Consider the following 17,547-nt stretch of genomic DNA (forward strand, 5'->3'; position numbering starts at 1 on the left):
TCAGCTCCGCTCGAACCGGACGACGACCGACTTGCTGGCAGGGGTGTTGCTGGTGTCGGCGGTGGCGCCGAGCGGGACGAGGACGTTCGTCTCCGGGTAGTACGCGGCGGCGCAGCCGCGTGCGGTGGGGTAGTGGACGACGCGGAAGCCGGGTGCGCGACGCTCGACGCCGTCCTTCCACTCGCTGACGAGATCGGTGTAGGAGCCGTCGGCGAGTCCGAGCCGGCGGGCGTCGTCGGGGTTGACCATGACGATGCGGCGGCCGCCCTTGATGCCGCGGTAGCGGTCGTCGAGTCCGTAGATGGTGGTGTTGTACTGGTCGTGGGAGCGCAGCGTCTGCAGCAGGAGCCTGCCTGCCGGGAGCTCGGGGTACTCGACGGGCGCGGCGGTGAAGTTGGCCCGGCCGGTGGCGGTGGGGAAGCGGCGTTCGTCCCGGGGGGCGTGGGGGAGGGAGAAACCGCCCGGGCGGGCGACGCGGGCGTTGAAGTCCTCGAAGCCGGGGACCACGCGGGAGATGCGGTCCCGGATCGTGGCGTAGTCCTTCTCGAAGTCCTCCCAGGGCGTGGTGGAGCCGGGCCCGAGGACGGAGCGTGCGAGGCGGGCGACGATCGCGGGCTCGGAGAGCAGGTGCGGGCTCGCGGGGGTGAGGTTGCCGCGTGAGGAGTGGACCAGGCCCATGGAGTCCTCGACGGTGACGAACTGCTTCCCGCCCGCCTGGACGTCCTTGTCGGTGCGGCCCAGGGTCGGCAGGATCAGGGCGCGGGTGCCGGTCACGGCGTGCGAGCGGTTGAGCTTGGTCGACACGTGGACCGTGAGGCGGGCCCGGCGCATCGCGGCTTCGGTGACGGCGGTGTCGGGTGTGGCCGCGACGAAGTTGCCGCCCATGGCGAAGAAGACCTTGGCGTCGCCGTCGCGCAGCGCCTGGATGGACCGTACGACGTCGTAGCCGTGGTGGCGGGGCGAGGTGATGCCGAACTCCCTGTCCAGGGCGTCGAGGAAGGCGGGGGCGGGGCGTTCGAAGATGCCCATGGTGCGGTCGCCCTGGACGTTGGAGTGGCCGCGTACGGGGCAGACGCCGGCGCCGGGCCTGCCGATGTTGCCGCGCAGGAGGAGGAAGTTGACCACTTCGCGGATGGTGGGCACGGAGTGCTTGTGCTGGGTGAGGCCCATGGCCCAGCAGACGATGGTGCGCTCGGAGCCGAGGATCATGGCGAGCGCCTGCTCGATGGACTCGCGGTCCAGGCCGGTGGCGAGGAGCGTCTCGTCCCAGTCGGCGGCGCGGGCGGCCTCGGAGAATTCCTCGTATCCGTGGGTGTGCGCGGCGACGAAACCGGTGTCGACGGCTCCGTCGGTCTCCAGGATCAGTTTGTTGAGGAGCCGGAAGAGGGCCTGGTCGCCGCCGATGCGGATCTGGAGGAAGAGGTCGGTGAGCGCGGCGCCCTTGACCATTCCGCGGGCGGTCTGCGGGTTCTTGAAGCGCTCCAGGCCGGCTTCGGGCAGCGGGTTCACCGAGATGATCTTCGCTCCGGCGGACTTGGCCCGTTCGAGGGCGGACAGCATCCGGGGGTGGTTGGTGCCCGGGTTCTGCCCGGCGACGATGATCAGATCGGCCTGGTGGAGGTCTTCGAGGCTGACGCTGCCCTTGCCGACGCCGATGGTCTCGGTGAGTGCGGATCCGGACGACTCGTGGCACATGTTGGAGCAGTCCGGCAGGTTGTTCGTGCCGAACTCGCGGGCGAAGAGCTGGAGGAGGAACGCGGCCTCGTTGCTGGTGCGGCCGGAGGTGTAGAAGAGCGCCTCGTCGGGGGAGGCGAGCGCGGTCAGCTCCTCGCCGATGATCTCGAAGGCGCGCTCCCAGGTCACAGCCTCGTACCGGTCGGCGCCCTCGGGCAGGTACACGGGTTGCGTGATGCGGCCCTGCTGGCCGAGCCAGTAGCCGCTGCGGGTGGCGAGGTCGGCGAGGGGGTGGGCGGCGAAGAAGTCGGGGGTCACGCGGCGCAGGGTGGCTTCCTCGGCAACGGCCTTGGCGCCGTTCTCGCAGAACTCCGCGGAGTGCCGCTTGTCGCCCTCGGGCCAGGCGCAGCCGGGGCAGTCGAAGCCGTTCTTCTGGTTGACCTTGAGGAGGGTCCGCGCGCTCCGGCGCACGCCCATCTGCTGCTGGGCGACGCGCAGGGAGTGGGCGACGGCGGGCAGCCCTGCGGCTGCGTGCCGGACCGCTTCGACCTGCGGCGCGTCCTGGACCGGGTCACCGGTCGGGGGCTTGGTGGCCATGGTGCTCCCCTTCGTCTTCGCTTCCGCCCCCGATCCTGTCACGCACGCGGGCGAACTCGTCGTGAGGGAAGCCGGGGGAGGGCGCCGGTCCGGGACGGGCCCGGCGGGGGGACGTGGCAGGAAGCGGCGTGCGGTGGGCCGGGCGGCGGGCGGTCCGGATTGTCAGTGGTCCGTGGCAGGATCGGGGGCGTGGCTGAGACGGCATCGAAGAAGACGGCAGACAATCGACCGCGACTGCTCCTGATGGACGGGCACTCCCTGGCGTACCGGGCGTTCTTTGCGCTGCCCGCGGAGAATTTCACGACGGCGACGGGGCAGCCGACGAATGCCGTGTACGGCTTCATGTCGATGCTGGCGAACACGCTGCGTGACGAGGCGCCCACGCATTTCGCGGTGGCGTTCGACGTCTCCCGCAAGACGTGGCGCGCTCAGGAGTTCCCTGAGTACAAGGCGAACCGTTCCAAGACCCCGGACGAGTTCAAGGGGCAGGTCGAGCTGATCGGCGAGCTGCTGGACGCGATGCGCGCGGACCGGTTCGCGGTGGACGGGTTCGAGGCGGACGACGTGATCGCGACGCTGGCCACGCAGGCCGAGGCGGCGGGGTTCGAGGTGCTGATCGTCACCGGTGACCGCGACTCCTTCCAGCTGATCACGGAGAACGTGACGGTGCTGTACCCCACGAAGGGCGTCTCGGAGCTGACGCGCTTCACCCCGGAGAAGGTGCAGGAGAAGTACGGGCTCACGCCGAGCCAGTATCCGGACTTCGCGGCGCTGCGCGGGGACCCGTCGGACAACCTGCCGGGCATCCCGGGTGTGGGGGAGAAGACGGCCGCGAAGTGGATCAACCAGTTCGGTTCGTTCGCGGAGCTGGTGGAGCGGGCCGACGAGGTCAAGGGCAAGGCGGGCCAGAATTTCCGGGACCACCTGGACGCCGTGAAGATGAACCGTGTGCTGACCGAGATGGTCCGCGACGTGGAGCTGCCGAAGACGCCCGCCGCCCTGGAGCGGGCGCCGTACGACCGCACGGCGGTCACCGGTGTGCTGGACATCCTGGAGATCCGTAACCCGAGCCTGCGTGAGCGGCTGCTCGCCGTCGACCCCGGGGCCGCCGAGGCGCAGGCACCGCAGCCCGCGGCCGGTGTCGCGCTGGACGGCGTGGTGCTGGGGGAGGGCGAGGTCGCCCCGTGGCTGGAGGCCCATGGGCACCAGCCCCTCGGTGTCATGACGGTGGACACCTGGTCGCTGGGTACGGGCACGGTCACGGAGATCGCGCTGGCCGCCGCCGACGGGGCGGCCGCCTGGCTGGACCCGGCCGAACTCGGTGAAGCGGACGAGCGGGCACTCGCCGCCTGGATCGCGGACCCGCAGCGGCCCAAGGTCCTGCACAACGCCAAGAACGCCCTGCGGGTCTTCCCCGAGCAGGGCTGGCAGCTCGAGGGTGTCTCCATGGACACCGCGCTCGCCGCCTATCTCGTCAAGCCGGGCCGCCGTTCCTTCGCCCTGGACGCGCTGGCCGTGGAGTACCTCGGCCGTGAGCTGGCCCCGGCCCCCTCGGCCGACGGGCAGCTGGCCTTCGGCGCGGACGACCGCGCCGAGGCCGAGGCGCTGATGGCCCAGGCGCGGGCCGTGCTGGACCTCGGTGAGGCGTTCACGGTGCGGCTGAAGGAGGTCGGCGCCACCGATCTGCTGCACGACATGGAGCTGCCGACCTCGATCATGCTGGCCCGTCTGGAGCGGCACGGCATCGCAGCCGACCGGGCGCATCTGGAGGGCATGGAGCAGCAGTTCGCGGGCGCCGTGCAGCAGGCGGTGAAGGAGGCGCACGCCGCGGTGGGCCGCGAGTTCAACCTCGGCTCGCCCAAGCAGCTCCAGGAAGTCCTCTTCGGAGAGCTCGCGCTGCCCAAGACGAAGAAGACGAAGACCGGTTACACGACGGACGCCGATGCGCTGGCGTGGCTGGCGGCGCAGACCGAGCACGAGCTGCCGGTCATCATGCTGCGCCACCGCGAACAGGCGAAGCTGCGGGTCACGGTCGAGGGCCTGATCAAGACGATCGGTGCGGACGGCCGTATCCACACCACGTTCAACCAGACGGTCGCGGCGACCGGGCGGCTCTCGTCCACCGACCCGAACCTGCAGAACATCCCGGTGCGCACGGACGAAGGGCGGGCCATCCGCCGGGGCTTCGTCGTCGGTGAGGGCTTCGAGACGCTGATGACGGCCGACTACAGCCAGATCGAGCTGCGGGTCATGGCGCACCTCTCCGAGGACGCCGGCCTGATCGAGGCCTTCACCTCGGGGGAGGATTTGCACACCACGGTTGCCTCACAGGTGTTCGGCGTCGACAAGTCGGCGGTCGACGCGGAGATGCGCCGCAAGATCAAGGCCATGTCGTACGGGCTGGCCTACGGTCTTTCCGCGTTCGGTCTCTCCCAGCAGCTGAACATCGAGGCGGGCGAGGCCCGCAGACTGATGGACACCTACTTCGAGCGGTTCGGCGGCGTCCGCGACTATCTGCGCAGGGTCGTGGAGGAGGCGCGGTCCACCGGGTACACGGAGACGATCCTCGGCCGGCGCCGGTATCTGCCCGACCTGAACAGTGACAACCGCCAGCGGCGTGAGGCGGCGGAGCGGATGGCGTTGAACGCGCCGATCCAGGGGACGGCCGCGGACATCGTGAAGGTTGCGATGCTGCACGTGGACCGGGCGATGACCGAGGCGCGGCTGACCTCACGGATGCTGCTCCAGGTGCACGACGAAATCGTCCTGGAAGTCGCGAAGGGCGAGCGGAAGCAGGTCGAGGAGATCCTGCGCCGAGAGATGTCCACGGCGGTGGAGCTGCGCGCCCCGCTGGACGTGTCGGTCGGGGTCGGCTCGGACTGGGAGTCGGCCGCGCACTGACCGCGCTCAGGCGGCGTCCTTGCCGGCAGGACGGGCCCGAGCGGTCTCCGCTCCGGGCCCGTCCGCCGGTAGTGCGCCGGGCTGTCCGCGCAGCCGCATCCACACCCCGTACAGCAGGAGTCCGACGGCGAGTCCCGCCCCCGCGCCGAAACAGGCGGTCGGGATGATGTCGAGCAGGGTGTCGATGTGCCCGAAGTGGGCGTACCAGCGGGCACATCGGTGGAGGACGCCGAGGAGTACGCACAGGACGAGCAGCGCGCACGCGAACCGGCGTTCCACCCGGCCCAACACGGGTACGGACCGGGGTGCCGGGCCGGGCCCCGCCTGCCGCAGGCCGGTGCAGGTGAACCAGGCGAGGACGGTCAGGGCCACGGCCGAACTCCCGTACTGGACGAGCTGGAAGACCGGATGGCCGCCGAGGCTCCGGCCGAGCACCGGGATCAGCTCCGTGCCCCACCGGTCGTGGTGGGTGAAGGCGTCCCACACGACGTGGGTGCCCGAGCCGATGACGGCGGACAGGACGAACCACGCGGTCCCGGGGAGCGCAGGGCGGCCGGGTACCCGGGGCCGCCCACGCAGGAAGGTGTACACGCGTCCCCGCGAGGCGGCCGGCAGCAACGCCACCAGTGGTTCGCGCAGCAGCAGCCAGAGAGCCACCAGCACACCGGTGATGAGCACGTCCACGGTGAACACCCCCCACGCGGAGTGGGTCACCGTGCCGAACTCCATGGCCCCCGGGACGGCCGTGTCGGCGTAGTAGGTCGCATCGGGTGCGAACGAGCCTGCGACGAGCGCGGAGGCGACGAGGGGACCCCGGCCCGTCCCGGACCGGCGGATCCCCGGGAGCACGGCAGCGGCGTGGCTGAGCGTGAACGGCATGGCGGCAAGTATGCGTGAGCGGCCGTCACCCGGCCCGCGGCCCCCGGCCCGTGGGCCCGCCCGCCCCCCGGCCGGCGCTGCGGCTCCCGCCTCGTGGGCCCGTCGCCGTGGCTCCCGTCTCGTCGCCTCCGCACCGTGGCCCGGTACCGGCCACCTGTGCCGGTCCCCCTGCGCAGGGGGACCGTTGCGGCAGCCGGCACAGGGCCGCGTCCGTACGGGTATTGGAGCCGGGGTACTCGTACCGGTCGCCCGTACCGGTCATCCGGACCAGCCGTCTCGGGACCGCGGGTGACCCGCAGGGGAACTTCTGGGCAGTTCAGGAACCAGGCCGCCGGCCGGAACGTGAAGAGTCGGTAAGAAGCGGTCGCAGGCCGGTGTTGCGGCGGCATGGGTTGCCGTAGGGTCGCCTGAGTCCTCGCGCTGGGGAGCGCGAACAGCCGTCGACGGGGAGGGACCAGAACGTATGGCAGCGCAATTCGGCCGCCGGCTGCGCAGGGGGGCCACCACCACCGCGGTGGCAGCGGCCGCCGTGGCGGCCCTTTCCGCCTCGCAGGCCCCCGGGGCGCCATTCGCCGAGAGCGCGGCGGGCGGTGACCAGGCGGCAACCGGTTCCACCCCCGCCGGCGAAGGCGACGGCGCGGCCACCGGCAACTCGCCGTACTACACGGACCTGCCCCCGCTCAACACGCCCAACAAGCCCGGCGCGTCCGTGAATCTGCCGGTGACCGGCAGTGCGGAGTCGGGCATACCGGCCTCCATCCTGGCCGCGTACCAGAAGGCCGAACGGGACCTCGCGGGCACCGACGCCGCCTGCCGTCTGCCGTGGCAGCTCCTCGCCGCGATCGGCAAGGTCGAGTCCGGGCAGGCCCGCGGGGGCAAGGTCGACGCCAACGGCACCACGTACTCCCCGATCCTGGGCCCCGCCCTGAACGGCCAGGGTTTCGCCCTCATCAAGGACACCGACGGCGGTGCGTACGACGGGGACGCCACCCACGACCGCGCCGTCGGCCCGATGCAGTTCATCCCGCAGACCTGGGCCACCTGGGGGCAGGACGGCAACGGTGACGGGCGCAAGGACCCCAACAACATCTACGACGCGGCTCTCGCCGCCGGACGCTACCTCTGCGCGGGCACACGCGACCTGGCCCAGGCGGCCGACCTCGACCGGGCGGTCCTGAGTTACAACCACTCGCAGGAGTACCTGCGCACGGTGCGTTCCTGGTTCGACTTCTACAACCGCGGCACCCACGAGGTCCCGGACGGCACAGGAGTGCTGCCCGCCACCCCGGCCACCAGCTACACCCCCTCGCCCTCACCCTCGCCGACGCCTCCCCGCACACCGAGCCCGGCGCCCAGCACCCCGCCCGCGGGCGGGGGCGGCTCCTCCGGCCCGGCGCCGAAGCCGACGCCTCCCGCCGAGCCGAAGCCGCCGGCCGAGCCCAGGCCGCCGGCCACCGTGCCGTCCCCGACGCCCACGCCCACGCCGCCGGAGAGGTTCGGCAGCCTCGAGAACGCGGGCACCGGTGCCCTCACGGCCACCGCGGGCGAGGCTTTCGCCGAGCGCGTCACCGTGCGGGCGAAGAGCAGCCTCGGCGCCCCGCTCGGCGGGACGCAGGTCACCTTCACCGTCACCGGTGACACGGACGCGCGCTTCCCCGGGGGGAGGACCACGGTCACACTGTCCACCGCGGCCGACGGCGAAGTCAGCTCCCCGGTCCTGACGGCGGGTGAGAAGACGGGCGCGTTCCAGGTGACGGCCGTCGCGGGCACCGCCGCTCCGCGCACCCTCACCTTCACGGCCAACGTCACCGCCCGGCAGGCCGACACCATCGCCCGTACCGACGACAAGGCCCTCACGGCCACCGCGGGCACCGCCTTCGCCGCCAGGGTCGAGGTCAAGGCCACCTACAAGGGCGTGGGTGTCGCGGGCACCGCCGTGACGGCAACGATGATCACCGAGGGCGGGACGCCCGCCGGGAGCGGTAAGGGTCCCTACTTCCAGGACGCGTCCGGCGGCCCCGTCCGCACCCTGGACCTGACGACCGGCGCCGGCGGAGTCCTGCTGCTCCCGCAGATTTTCGCCGGCGACGAGACGGGCACGTTCACGCTGCGGCTCACCACCGCGAGCGGTGCCACGGTCACCGTGGAGCTCACGGTCGAGGCGCCCGCCGCCTGACCCGTACGGGCGGGGGTGCGACCGGTTCCGCCGGTCGCACCCCGTCCCTCATTCGCGGCGCAGCCGCGCCGAGGTGTAGCGGGTCGCCGCCACCGTCGTCGGATCCTCCGGCCACGGGTGCTTCGGGTACCGGCCGCGCAGTTCGGCCCGTACGGCCTTGTAGCCCTCCCGCCAGAACGACGCCAGGTCCGCCGTCACCGCCGCGGGGCGCCCGGCGGGGGACAGCAGGTGCACCAGGACGGGCACGCCGGCGACCCGGGGCGTCTCCCGCAGTCCGAAGAGTTCCTGCAGTTTCACCGCGAGCACGGGCTGCTCACCGCCGTACTCCACCCGGATCCTGGAGCCGCTCGGCACCTCGAGGCGCTCCGGGGCGAGCTCGTCCAGCCGGGTGGCCTCACCCGTCGACCACGGCAGCAGCCGCCGCAGCGCCTGTCCGGCGTCGATCCGGGCCAGGTCCGCCCGGCGCCCGGCCCGCGACAGCTCCGGCTCCAGCCACTCCTCGGCACGAGCCGTCAGCGCGGCGTCCGACACGTCCGGCCACGGCGCCGCCAGGACCCGGTGCAGGAACGCGAGCCGCAGCCGCAGCTGCTCGCTGTCCCGGGTCCACCGCAGCAGACCCGGCCCTTCGCGGCGCAGGCCCTCCAGCAGCGCCGCACGCACCAGGTCCGGCGCCGGCCGCCGCAGCGCACGCGCCGACAGCTCGACCGCGCCCAGCCGCTCCACGGAACGCGCCACCACGTCACCGTCCACCCAGCGGACCTCCTCGCCCGAGAAGCCAAGGTGCCCGGCGGCCAGCCGTGCCGTGTCCTCGTCGATGACCGCCGCCAGCCGCACCCGGGCCGACGCGGAGTGCGCCGGACGGTCGGCGACCGCGACGGCCAGCCACGGGGCACTGCGCAGCCCCGAGCCGTCGCGGAGCTCGGCGCCCGTGCCCGACGCCATGAGGAAGGCCCCCTCGCCCCGGGCCCGCGCCACCCGCTCCGGGAACGCGAGGGCGGCGACCAGGCCGGCAGCCGTGTCGTCCGTACCGGCCCCTGAGCCGCCCCCGCCCGAGGCACCGTCGCCGGCGGACGAGAGTCTGCGCACCTCCTGCCGCCACCGCGCCGCGTAGGCGTCCCCGCCGCGCCGGGCCGTGCGCAGCGCGGCCGCGAGGTCGTCGCCGTAGGCCCGCGGCGGCTCCTCGCTCAGCAGCGCCACCACCTCCGCGGCGCGCCGCCCGCCCACCTCCTCGGCGCCGTCCAGCAGGGCGCGGGCCAGCCGGGGGTGCAGGCCCAGCCGGGACATCCGTACGCCCCGGCCGGTCACCCGCCCCGCGGCGTCCACCGCGCCGACCGCCGTCAGCACCTCCCGGGCGGCGGCCATGGCCCCGGCCGGCGGCGGATCGAGCAGCGCGAGTCCGGAGGCGTCCGGATCACCCCAGCACGCCGCCTGCAGCGCGAACGCCGTCAGGTCGGCCACCCGGATCTCCGGGGACGGGAAGCGGGCGAGCCGCCCGTCCTCGGCCTGCTCCCAGCAGCGGTACACGGTGCCCGGCGCCTCGCGCCCCGCCCGGCCCGCACGCTGGCGTCCCGCCGCCTGCGAGGCCCGTACGGTCGTCAGCGCGCTCAGCCCGCGTGCATGATCGGTCCGCGGCTCCCGGGCCAGCCCGGAGTCGACGACGGTCCGCACCCCGGGCACGGTCAGGGACGACTCGGCCACGGAGGTGGCCAGGACGACCCGGCGCCCCTGGGAGGACCCGGCCAGCACCGCGTCCTGGACGGCCGCAGGAGCGCGCCCGTGGACCTGGAGCACCTCGGCCGCCACCCCCTCGAGCTGCCCGGCCACCCGGCCGATCTCGCCGACGCCCGGCAGGAAGCAGAGCACGTCACCGTCCCGCTCGGCGAGGGCCCGGCGCACCACCGCGGCCACGTGCGTCAGCAGGGCGGGGTCCACCCTCATCCCGTGCGGCGGCCGCACCGGGACGGCCGGCGGGGCCCACACCACCTCGACCGGATGGGAGACGCCCGGCGCCTCGACGACGGGAGCGCCGCCCAGCAGCCGCGCCCAGCCCTCGGCGTCCGTGGTCGCCGACGCCGCGACGAGACGCAGGTCCGGCCTGAGCGCAGCCCGGACGTCGAGCAGGAACGCGGCGACCGTGTCCGCGTCCAGATGGCGTTCGTGGCACTCGTCGATGATCACCACGTCGACACCGGCGAGCTCCTGGTCACGCTGCAACCGCTGGAGCAGCACCCCGGTGGTCACGACCTCCACCACCGTCCCGCGCCCCACCACACGCTCGCCGCGCACCGTGAAGCCGACCCGGGCGCCGGGCTGCTCCCCCAGGAGCCACGCCATCCGGCGTGCCGCAGCCCGGGCCGCGATGCGCCGGGGCTCGGCGACGAGCACGCGGCGCACCGGCCGGCCGCCGGTCAGTCCGGCGAGCACCAGGGGCACGAGGGTCGTCTTGCCGGTGCCGGGCGGTGCGCAGAGCACCGCCACGCCCCGGTCGTCCAGTGCCTGCTCCAGGGCCGGGACAGCGGTGCGTACGGGCAACTGCTCGAGGGCGTCGGTGCGGATCACGCCCCCAGTCTCGTACGCCGCCGCTTCACCAGGTCCGGCGGTCCCGCTCGCAGACGAAGATCGCCGTCCCGGGGATGAGGTTGCCGCGCAGGGGGGACCAGCCGCCCCATTCCTGGGTGTTCCAGGCCGGCCACTCCGGCTCCACCAGGTCGACCAGCCGGAAGCCGCCCGCCACCACGTCGCGCACCCGGTCGCCGAGCGTCCTGTGGTGCTCCACGTACACCGCGTCGCCCCGCTCGTCCTGCTCCACGTACGGGACGCGGTCGAAGTAGGAGGCGGCGACGGAGAGCCCCTGGGGGCCGGGCTCGTCGGGGAACGCCCAGCGGATCGGGTGGGTCACCGAGAAGACCCAGCGGCCCCCGGGGCGCAGCACCCGGTGCACCTCCCGGAAGACCTGTACCGGGTCGGCGACGAAGGGCACCGCGCCGTAGGCGGAACACGCCAGGTCGAAGGCGCCGTCGCGGAACGGGAGCCGTCCGGCGTCGGCCTCCACGAGGGGGACGCCCCCGCCGATCCGCAGCGCGTGCTGGAGCTGGCGGTGGGAGAGGTCCAGTGCCACGGGGCGGGCGCCCTGGGCGGCGAGCCAGCGCGAGCACTGGGCCGCACCGGCGCCGATCTCCAGGACGTCCCGTCCCTCGAGTGCCGACGCGGGGCCCAGCAGGCCGGCCACGGCCTCGTCGAGGCCCTCGGGGCCCCATACGAAGCGGTCGTCCCCGAGGAAGGCCCCGTGGTCGCTCTGGTACTCGTCGGCGTTCCGGTCCCACCAGCCGCGACTTGCCCGGCTGCTCTCCACCTCACCGGCTTCCCGGCGGGTCGCTTCAGGTTCGGAGTCGTAGGTCTCTTGGCTCATCGTGCCCGTCGTTGTAGTTTGCCTTCACCCGCCGCGTGCGCTGCCCTCCCGGGGCGTACCGGTCAGTACGTCCGCGTGCGCGCCACTCGTCCGGCTGAGGCCGATGTGGCGTCGGTGAACGTGAGTTGTGCCGGGATCGGGGCGTTGTGCCCCGGGTGTGCGCCTTCGCGCATTGACCCTGTCCGGCTGCCCCCGTATGCTACAAGTTGCGCTGCGAGCCTGCGCGCCTCAGACCTAGCAGGCCGCGCTCGCGTCTGTTGCATGTCCCCTCGGTTGTCGAGGTGCCTCCCGATCCCGGGGCAGGTGCTTTCCAGGCTGTCCGGCGTCTGCAGAGGCGATACGGGCTTTCGGCGTAGCAGTACCTACGACTCACTGTCCGTACCGGAGCCCTTTCCCACATGACGAGCAGCACCGAGACCACCGCCACCACTCCGCAGGTTGCGGTCAACGACATCGGCGACGCGGACGCGTTCCTCGCGGCGATCGACGAGACGATCAAGTACTTCAACGACGGCGACATCGTTGACGGTGTCATCGTCAAGGTTGACCGGGACGAGGTTCTCCTCGACATCGGTTACAAGACCGAAGGCGTCATCCCGAGCCGCGAGCTCTCGATCAAGCACGACGTCGACCCGAACGAGGTCGTCAAGGTCGGCGACGAGATCGAGGCCCTGGTTCTCCAGAAGGAGGACAAGGAAGGCCGCCTGATCCTCTCGAAGAAGCGCGCTCAGTACGAGCGTGCCTGGGGCACCATCGAGAAGATCAAGGAAGAAGACGGCATCGTCACCGGTACCGTCATCGAGGTCGTCAAGGGTGGTCTCATCCTCGACATCGGCCTCCGTGGCTTCCTCCCGGCGTCGCTCGTCGAGATGCGTCGTGTCCGCGACCTCCAGCCCTACGTGGGCAAGGAGCTCGAGGCCAAGATCATCGAGCTGGACAAGAACCGCAACAACGTGGTCCTGTCCCGCCGTGCCTGGCTCGAGCAGACCCAGTCCGAGGTGCGCCAGACGTTCCTCACCACCCTGCAGAAGGGTCAGGTCCGCTCCGGCGTCGTCTCCTCGATCGTCAACTTCGGTGCCTTCGTGGACCTGGGTGGCGTCGACGGTCTCGTGCACGTCTCCGAGCTCTCCTGGAAGCACATCGACCACCCCTCCGAGGTTGTCGAGGTCGGCCAGGAAGTCACCGTCGAGGTCCTCGACGTCGACATGGACCGCGAGCGCGTCTCGCTGTCGCTCAAGGCGACGCAGGAAGACCCGTGGCAGCAGTTCGCCCGTACGCACCAGATCGGGCAGGTCGTTCCCGGTAAGGTCACCAAGCTCGTTCCGTTCGGTGCGTTCGTGCGCGTCGACGAGGGCATCGAGGGTCTGGTCCACATCTCCGAGCTGGCCGAGCGCCACGTGGAGATCCCGGAGCAGGTCGTCCAGGTCAACGACGAGATCTTCGTCAAGGTCATCGACATCGACCTCGAGCGCCGTCGCATCAGCCTCTCGCTGAAGCAGGCCAACGAGGCCTTCGGTGGCGACCCGGCCTCGGTCGAGTTCGACCCGACGCTGTACGGCATGGCCGCGTCGTACGACGACCAGGGCAACTACATCTACCCCGAGGGCTTCGACCCCGAGACCAACGACTGGCTCGAGGGCTTCGAGGCGCAGCGCGAGGTCTGGGAGACCCAGTACGCCGAGGCGCAGCAGCGCTTCGAGCAGCACCAGGCCCAGGTCATCAAGTCCCGCGAGGCCGACGAGGCTGCCGCTGCCGAGGGCGCTGCCGCCCCGGCGGGCGCTGCCCCGGCTGCCTCCGGTGGCAGCGGTGGCGGTTCCTACTCCTCGGAGTCGGCGGACAACTCCGGCGCCCTGGCGTCGGACGAGGCACTGGCCGCCCTGCGCGAGAAGCTGGCCGGCGGCCAGAGCTGACGCTCTGATCCCGGTCGCTCATCGGCTGCGGTAGCTGGAGAGCTGTGAGTGAGGCCCGCTCCCTTCGGGGGGCGGGCCTCACCCGTGTCCGGACGCGGTGCGGTGCTCAGGGCGTCACGGCGATGTTCGTCAGCCCCTTGCCGCCGGTGACGGTGTTGCTGCCGTACACGGTGGTGCGGCAGTCGGTGGTCTGGTTGGTGACCTTGACGGCGAGCCGGGTGGGGCCCGTGGCGCCCGTCAGGTCCGAGGCGTTGTTGCGGAAGACCGTGCCGCATCCCCAGCCGCTCTGCTGGGTGTGCGTCTCGTAGCCGTTGTCGGTCGTGCGGACGCCCTTGTTGTCCTCGACCAGGACGCCGTTGCCCTTCACGTCGACCCAGGAGTCGTCGTAGTTGGCGCCGGTCAGGCCGTCGCCGTCGAACGTGTTGCCGATGATCTTCGCTCCGGTCGTGCCTTCCTTGATGTCGACGTTCTCGCCGCCGACCCCGGGGCCGATGATGTTGTTCAGGATCTGGACGCCGTCGCTCCGGTCGGTGAGGTCCCCGGCGGTCCCCACGTACACGCCCTCACCCATGCCGCGTCCGTCGTGCCCCGTGTCGTGGATGCGGGAGTTCCTGATCACGCCGTTCCTACTGGACTTGCGGAAGTGGACGCCCTCCATGTCGAGGTCGTGCACGGTCACCGAGTCGATGACGACGCCGTCGGCGGCGTCGGCCATGATGCCCTTCTGGCCGCCGGTGACGGTGATGCCGTGGACGGTCCAGTAGGAGGCACCGTTGAGGTGCAGACCGTAGCCACCACCGGCCGTGAGGACGGCCCTGCCCGATCCGGTGAGCGTGATCCGGGCGGCGGGGGTGGCCGGGGTGGTCGCCTTGAAATTCCCGGTGTAGGTGCCGTCGGCGAGCCGGATCGTGTCACCGGGGGCCGCCGCCGCGAGCGCCGCCTTGAGCTGGGCCGCCGTGGCCACATCGACGACCGTCGCGGCCTGTGCGCCGCCGGCCGAGGCGAGGGTCAGACCGCCGACGGCGCACGTCGCGGCCAGCAGGGCGGGAACGAGTGTGCGGGTGCGCATGGGAGTGCCTTCCCGTCGTAGGGTGCGGTGGTTCATACCTGAACGGGGGCGAGAACCAGCGTCCGCTGCCCCGGTGACCGTAAGGAGAGGGCGTGGGCATGTCAAGGTCTGGACCAATGCGCAGGCCTTGCGTCCCGGGTGAAACCCGCGAGGCGGACGGGCAACTGACGGGCCGTGACACGCGCGCGTCGTGAACAGGGCGTGCCCGCCGGGATGTTCACCGGCACCGGCACCGGAGCGCGGAGACGGGCACCGGTACCGGAGCGCGGAGGTGGGCGCGGGCCTGTCCCGGGCCCGCTGCCCGTCCTGCGTCCTGCGGACGGCGGCGAGTGGACCCCCGTCGGCCACGGCAACTGCGGCTCCCGGGCCGACGCGTACGCTTCCCCCTCGCCCCGCCGTACACCCGCCTCCTCGCGCGAGGAGTGAAAGCTGCGCGGCCGGGAATGCCATGGCCGTGCGGGGTGTTCTTGTCCAGGAACACGAGGAGGAGCGGTAACCGTGCCTGATCCGCAGAGTTTGTACGAATGGGAGCCGAAGGGCCTGGCCGTCGTCGACATGGCGCTCGCCCAGGAGTCGGCCGGCCTGGTCATGCTCTACCACTTCGACGGGTACATCGACGCGGGCGAGACCGGCGAGCAGATCGTCGACGGCCTGCTCGAGACGCTGCCGCACCAGATCGTGGCCCGCTTCGACCACGACCGGCTCGTGGACTACCGCGCGCGCCGCCCGCTTCTGACCTTCCGGCGCGACCGCTGGACGGCGTTCGAGGCTCCGACGCTGGACGTCCGCGTGGTGCAGGACGCCACCGGAACGCCCTTCCTGCTGCTGTCGGGGCCCGAGCCCGACGTCGAGTGGGAGCGGTTCGCCGCCGCCGTCGAGCAGATCGTCGAGCGGCTCGGCGTCCGCCTCGCGGTCAACTTCCACGGCATCCCGATGGGCGTCCCGCACACCCGCCCCGTCGGCATCACCCCGCACGGCAACCGCACCGATCTCACGCCCGGGCACCGCAGTCCGTTCGACGAGGCGCAGGTTCCCGGCTCCGCCGAGGCACTCGTCGAGTACCGGCTGATGGAGTCGGGCCACGACGTCCTCGGCGTCGCTGCCCACGTGCCGCACTACGTCGCCCGGTCCGCCTACCCGGACGCGGCGCTCACCGCGCTGGAGACGATCACGGCGGCGACCGGACTGGTCCTGCCGACGGTGGCGCACACGCTGCGCACGGAGGCCCACCGGACCCAGACCGAGATCGACCGGCAGGTCGGCCAGGGCGACGAGGAGCTCGTCGCCCTCGTCGAAGGGCTCGAGCACCAGTACGACGCCGTCGCGGGGTCCGAGACCCGGGGCAACCTGGTCGCGGAGCCCGCCGACCTCCCGTCGGCGGACGAGATCGGCCTCGAGTTCGAGCGCTTCCTCGCCGAACGTGAGGGCGACTCCTGAGCGGTCGCGAACGGTCACGGACAGGTGGCCACCGGTCGGCCGATAGGCTCGGCGCATGCTGAAAGTGGGCCTGACCGGCGGGATCGGCGCCGGCAAGAGCGAAGTGTCACGGCTGCTGGCGAGCTACGGAGCCGTACTGATCGACGCCGACAGGATCGCGCGCGAGGTCGTCGAGCCCGGTACCCCCGGGCTCGCGTCCGTCGTCGAGACCTTCGGACCTGGTGTGCTCACGCCCGACGGCACCCTGGACCGGCCGGCGCTGGGCGCGATCGTCTTCGCCGATCCCGGCCGTCTGGCCGCGCTCAACGCCATCGTCCACCCGCTCGTCGGCGCCCGCTCCGCCGAACGGGAGCGGGCCGCCGGCCCCGACGCGGTCGTCGTCCACGACGTACCCCTGCTCACCGAGAACGGCCTCGCCCCGCTCTACGACCTGGTGGTCGTGGTGGACGCCGCCCCCGGAACCCAGCTCGACCGGCTCGTACGGCTGCGCGGCATGACGGACGCGGACGCCCGCGCGAGGATGGCGGCGCAGGCCACGCGTGAGGAGCGGCTGGCCGTCGCCGACCTGGTCGTCGACAACGACGGACCGCTTGAGGATTTGGAACCGCAGGTGCGCCGGGTGTGGTCGGAGCTGACCGAGCGTGCCGCCGCCACCCACTGAAGCGGGATCCGCCCGGAATACCGGTAGCCCGCGGGATGTTGAGGAGCGGCAGGCCAGGGGAAGGATGTGACCGTGCCCGAGAACAACCCGGAAACCCATGTCATCGATTTCCGTGCGGCGGAGCAACTGCTCGCCGCACGGGATCCGCGGGGCGCGGTCAAGTTGCTCGACTCGGTGATAGCCGCCCACCCGGAGAACACCGCGGCCCGTCTGCTGCGTGCCCGGGCGTTCTTCGCCGCAGCCCAACTGCGCCCGGCGGAGCTCGAATTCGAGCTGGTCCTGGAGCGGGAGCCCGACAACGCCTTCGCGCACTTCGCCCTGGCCCGCACCTTCCAGCGCGCCGGCCGGCCCGAACAGGCGACCCGGCACTTCCGGCTGGCCGCCGCCCTTGACCCGAAGCCGGAGTATCTGCAGGCCGCCCGCTTCGACGACCGCCCCGGCGGCGACCGCTCCTGACGGCCCCGGCTCAGGCCACCTGCCGCCCACCCGTGGGGGTCTTACAGCGGTCCTGCGGGTGGAGGCGGGTCCTACGGCTTCCGGTCGTCCCGGGAGGCCTCGTCGGGTTCGTACGGAGGGATGTCCCGGCCCGGCTGGTAGTGCGGGCCCTGGCGGATGTGGCGGACGACGAGACAGCAGTCCGTGAGCGCGACCAGCAGCAGTACTCCGCAGGCGGTCGCCCAGCCGACGCGTCCGGCCACCAGGAATGCGGCCAGACCGAACGCCGCCCAGGCCATCCCCCATACACTCAGCCAGAGCCGCATCCGCAGGGGGCTGCGCGCAGTGGCCGGTTCACTTCCGGTACGCATCGGCATCGCCTCTCTCCTCCCAGGATGA

12 protein-coding genes are annotated in these 17,547 nt (G+C 72.2%); 6 read left to right on the plus strand and 6 right to left on the minus strand.

Annotation, left to right across the window (positions count from 1 at the left end; translation table 11 throughout):
* Positions 1–2,271 (minus strand): FdhF/YdeP family oxidoreductase, encoded by a 2,271-nt coding sequence (locus tag QFZ58_RS27320; protein ID WP_307127552.1) that lies wholly within the window; start codon positions 2,269–2,271, stop codon positions 1–3.
* A 189-nt stretch (positions 2,272–2,460) separates the two neighbouring features.
* Here QFZ58_RS27320 and polA point away from each other — a divergent pair, with 189 nt between their 5' ends.
* Positions 2,461–5,172 carry a DNA polymerase I gene (gene polA / locus QFZ58_RS27325; RefSeq protein ID WP_307127553.1) on the plus strand — a complete coding sequence of 904 codons (2,712 nt, stop codon included), beginning with the start codon at positions 2,461–2,463 and terminating at the stop codon, positions 5,170–5,172.
* Between the two features lie 6 nt (positions 5,173–5,178).
* Here the strand turns inward: polA and QFZ58_RS27330 are convergent, their stop codons facing one another.
* Positions 5,179–6,051, minus strand: a complete 873-nt coding sequence (locus QFZ58_RS27330) for a DUF4184 family protein (RefSeq protein ID WP_307127554.1) — start codon at positions 6,049–6,051, stop codon at positions 5,179–5,181.
* A gap of 463 nt (positions 6,052–6,514) precedes the next feature.
* On the opposite strand from QFZ58_RS27330, the gene QFZ58_RS27335 reads away from it, so the two are divergent.
* The gene (locus QFZ58_RS27335) at positions 6,515–8,227 is read left to right on the plus strand and encodes a lytic transglycosylase domain-containing protein (RefSeq protein ID WP_307127555.1); all 1,713 of its coding nucleotides are present in this window, start codon (positions 6,515–6,517) and stop codon (positions 8,225–8,227) included.
* 48 nt (positions 8,228–8,275) lie between these two features.
* On the opposite strand, the gene hrpB is transcribed toward QFZ58_RS27335, so the two are convergent.
* Both hrpB and QFZ58_RS27345 read right to left on the minus strand, forming a co-directional pair.
* Positions 8,276–10,786 carry an ATP-dependent helicase HrpB gene (gene hrpB, locus QFZ58_RS27340; RefSeq protein ID WP_307127556.1) on the minus strand — a complete coding sequence of 837 codons (2,511 nt, stop codon included), beginning with the start codon at positions 10,784–10,786 and terminating at the stop codon, positions 8,276–8,278.
* A gap of 25 nt (positions 10,787–10,811) precedes the next feature.
* The gene (locus QFZ58_RS27345) at positions 10,812–11,636 is read right to left on the minus strand and encodes a class I SAM-dependent methyltransferase (protein ID WP_307127557.1); all 825 of its coding nucleotides are present in this window, start codon (positions 11,634–11,636) and stop codon (positions 10,812–10,814) included.
* Positions 11,637–12,034: 398 nt separating this feature from the next.
* On the opposite strand from QFZ58_RS27345, the gene rpsA reads away from it, so the two are divergent.
* The gene (rpsA, locus tag QFZ58_RS27350) at positions 12,035–13,546 is read left to right on the plus strand and encodes a 30S ribosomal protein S1 (RefSeq protein WP_014156844.1); all 1,512 of its coding nucleotides are present in this window, start codon (positions 12,035–12,037) and stop codon (positions 13,544–13,546) included.
* Positions 13,547–13,652: 106 nt separating this feature from the next.
* Here rpsA and QFZ58_RS27355 read toward each other — a convergent pair whose 3' ends face one another.
* Positions 13,653–14,615 carry a right-handed parallel beta-helix repeat-containing protein gene (locus QFZ58_RS27355; protein ID WP_307127558.1) on the minus strand — a complete coding sequence of 321 codons (963 nt, stop codon included), beginning with the start codon at positions 14,613–14,615 and terminating at the stop codon, positions 13,653–13,655.
* A 498-nt stretch (positions 14,616–15,113) separates the two neighbouring features.
* Here QFZ58_RS27355 and QFZ58_RS27360 point away from each other — a divergent pair, with 498 nt between their 5' ends.
* The 3 genes from QFZ58_RS27360 (at position 15,114) to QFZ58_RS27370 (ending at position 17,169) form a co-directional block, all read left to right on the plus strand.
* The gene (locus QFZ58_RS27360) at positions 15,114–16,052 is read left to right on the plus strand and encodes a PAC2 family protein (RefSeq protein WP_307127559.1); all 939 of its coding nucleotides are present in this window, start codon (positions 15,114–15,116) and stop codon (positions 16,050–16,052) included.
* A gap of 55 nt (positions 16,053–16,107) precedes the next feature.
* Positions 16,108–16,713 (plus strand): dephospho-CoA kinase, encoded by a 606-nt coding sequence (gene coaE, locus QFZ58_RS27365; RefSeq protein ID WP_307127560.1) that lies wholly within the window; start codon positions 16,108–16,110, stop codon positions 16,711–16,713.
* Positions 16,714–16,785: 72 nt separating this feature from the next.
* Positions 16,786–17,169, plus strand: a complete 384-nt coding sequence (locus tag QFZ58_RS27370; RefSeq protein ID WP_307127561.1) for a tetratricopeptide repeat protein — start codon at positions 16,786–16,788, stop codon at positions 17,167–17,169.
* 71 nt (positions 17,170–17,240) lie between these two features.
* Here the strand turns inward: QFZ58_RS27370 and QFZ58_RS27375 are convergent, their stop codons facing one another.
* Positions 17,241–17,519, minus strand: a complete 279-nt coding sequence (locus QFZ58_RS27375; protein ID WP_307129011.1) for a DUF6343 family protein — start codon at positions 17,517–17,519, stop codon at positions 17,241–17,243.
* Positions 17,520–17,547 lie beyond the last annotated feature (28 nt).

Source organism: Streptomyces sp. B1I3 (genome assembly GCF_030816615.1).
GTDB lineage: Bacteria > Actinomycetota > Actinomycetes > Streptomycetales > Streptomycetaceae > Streptomyces.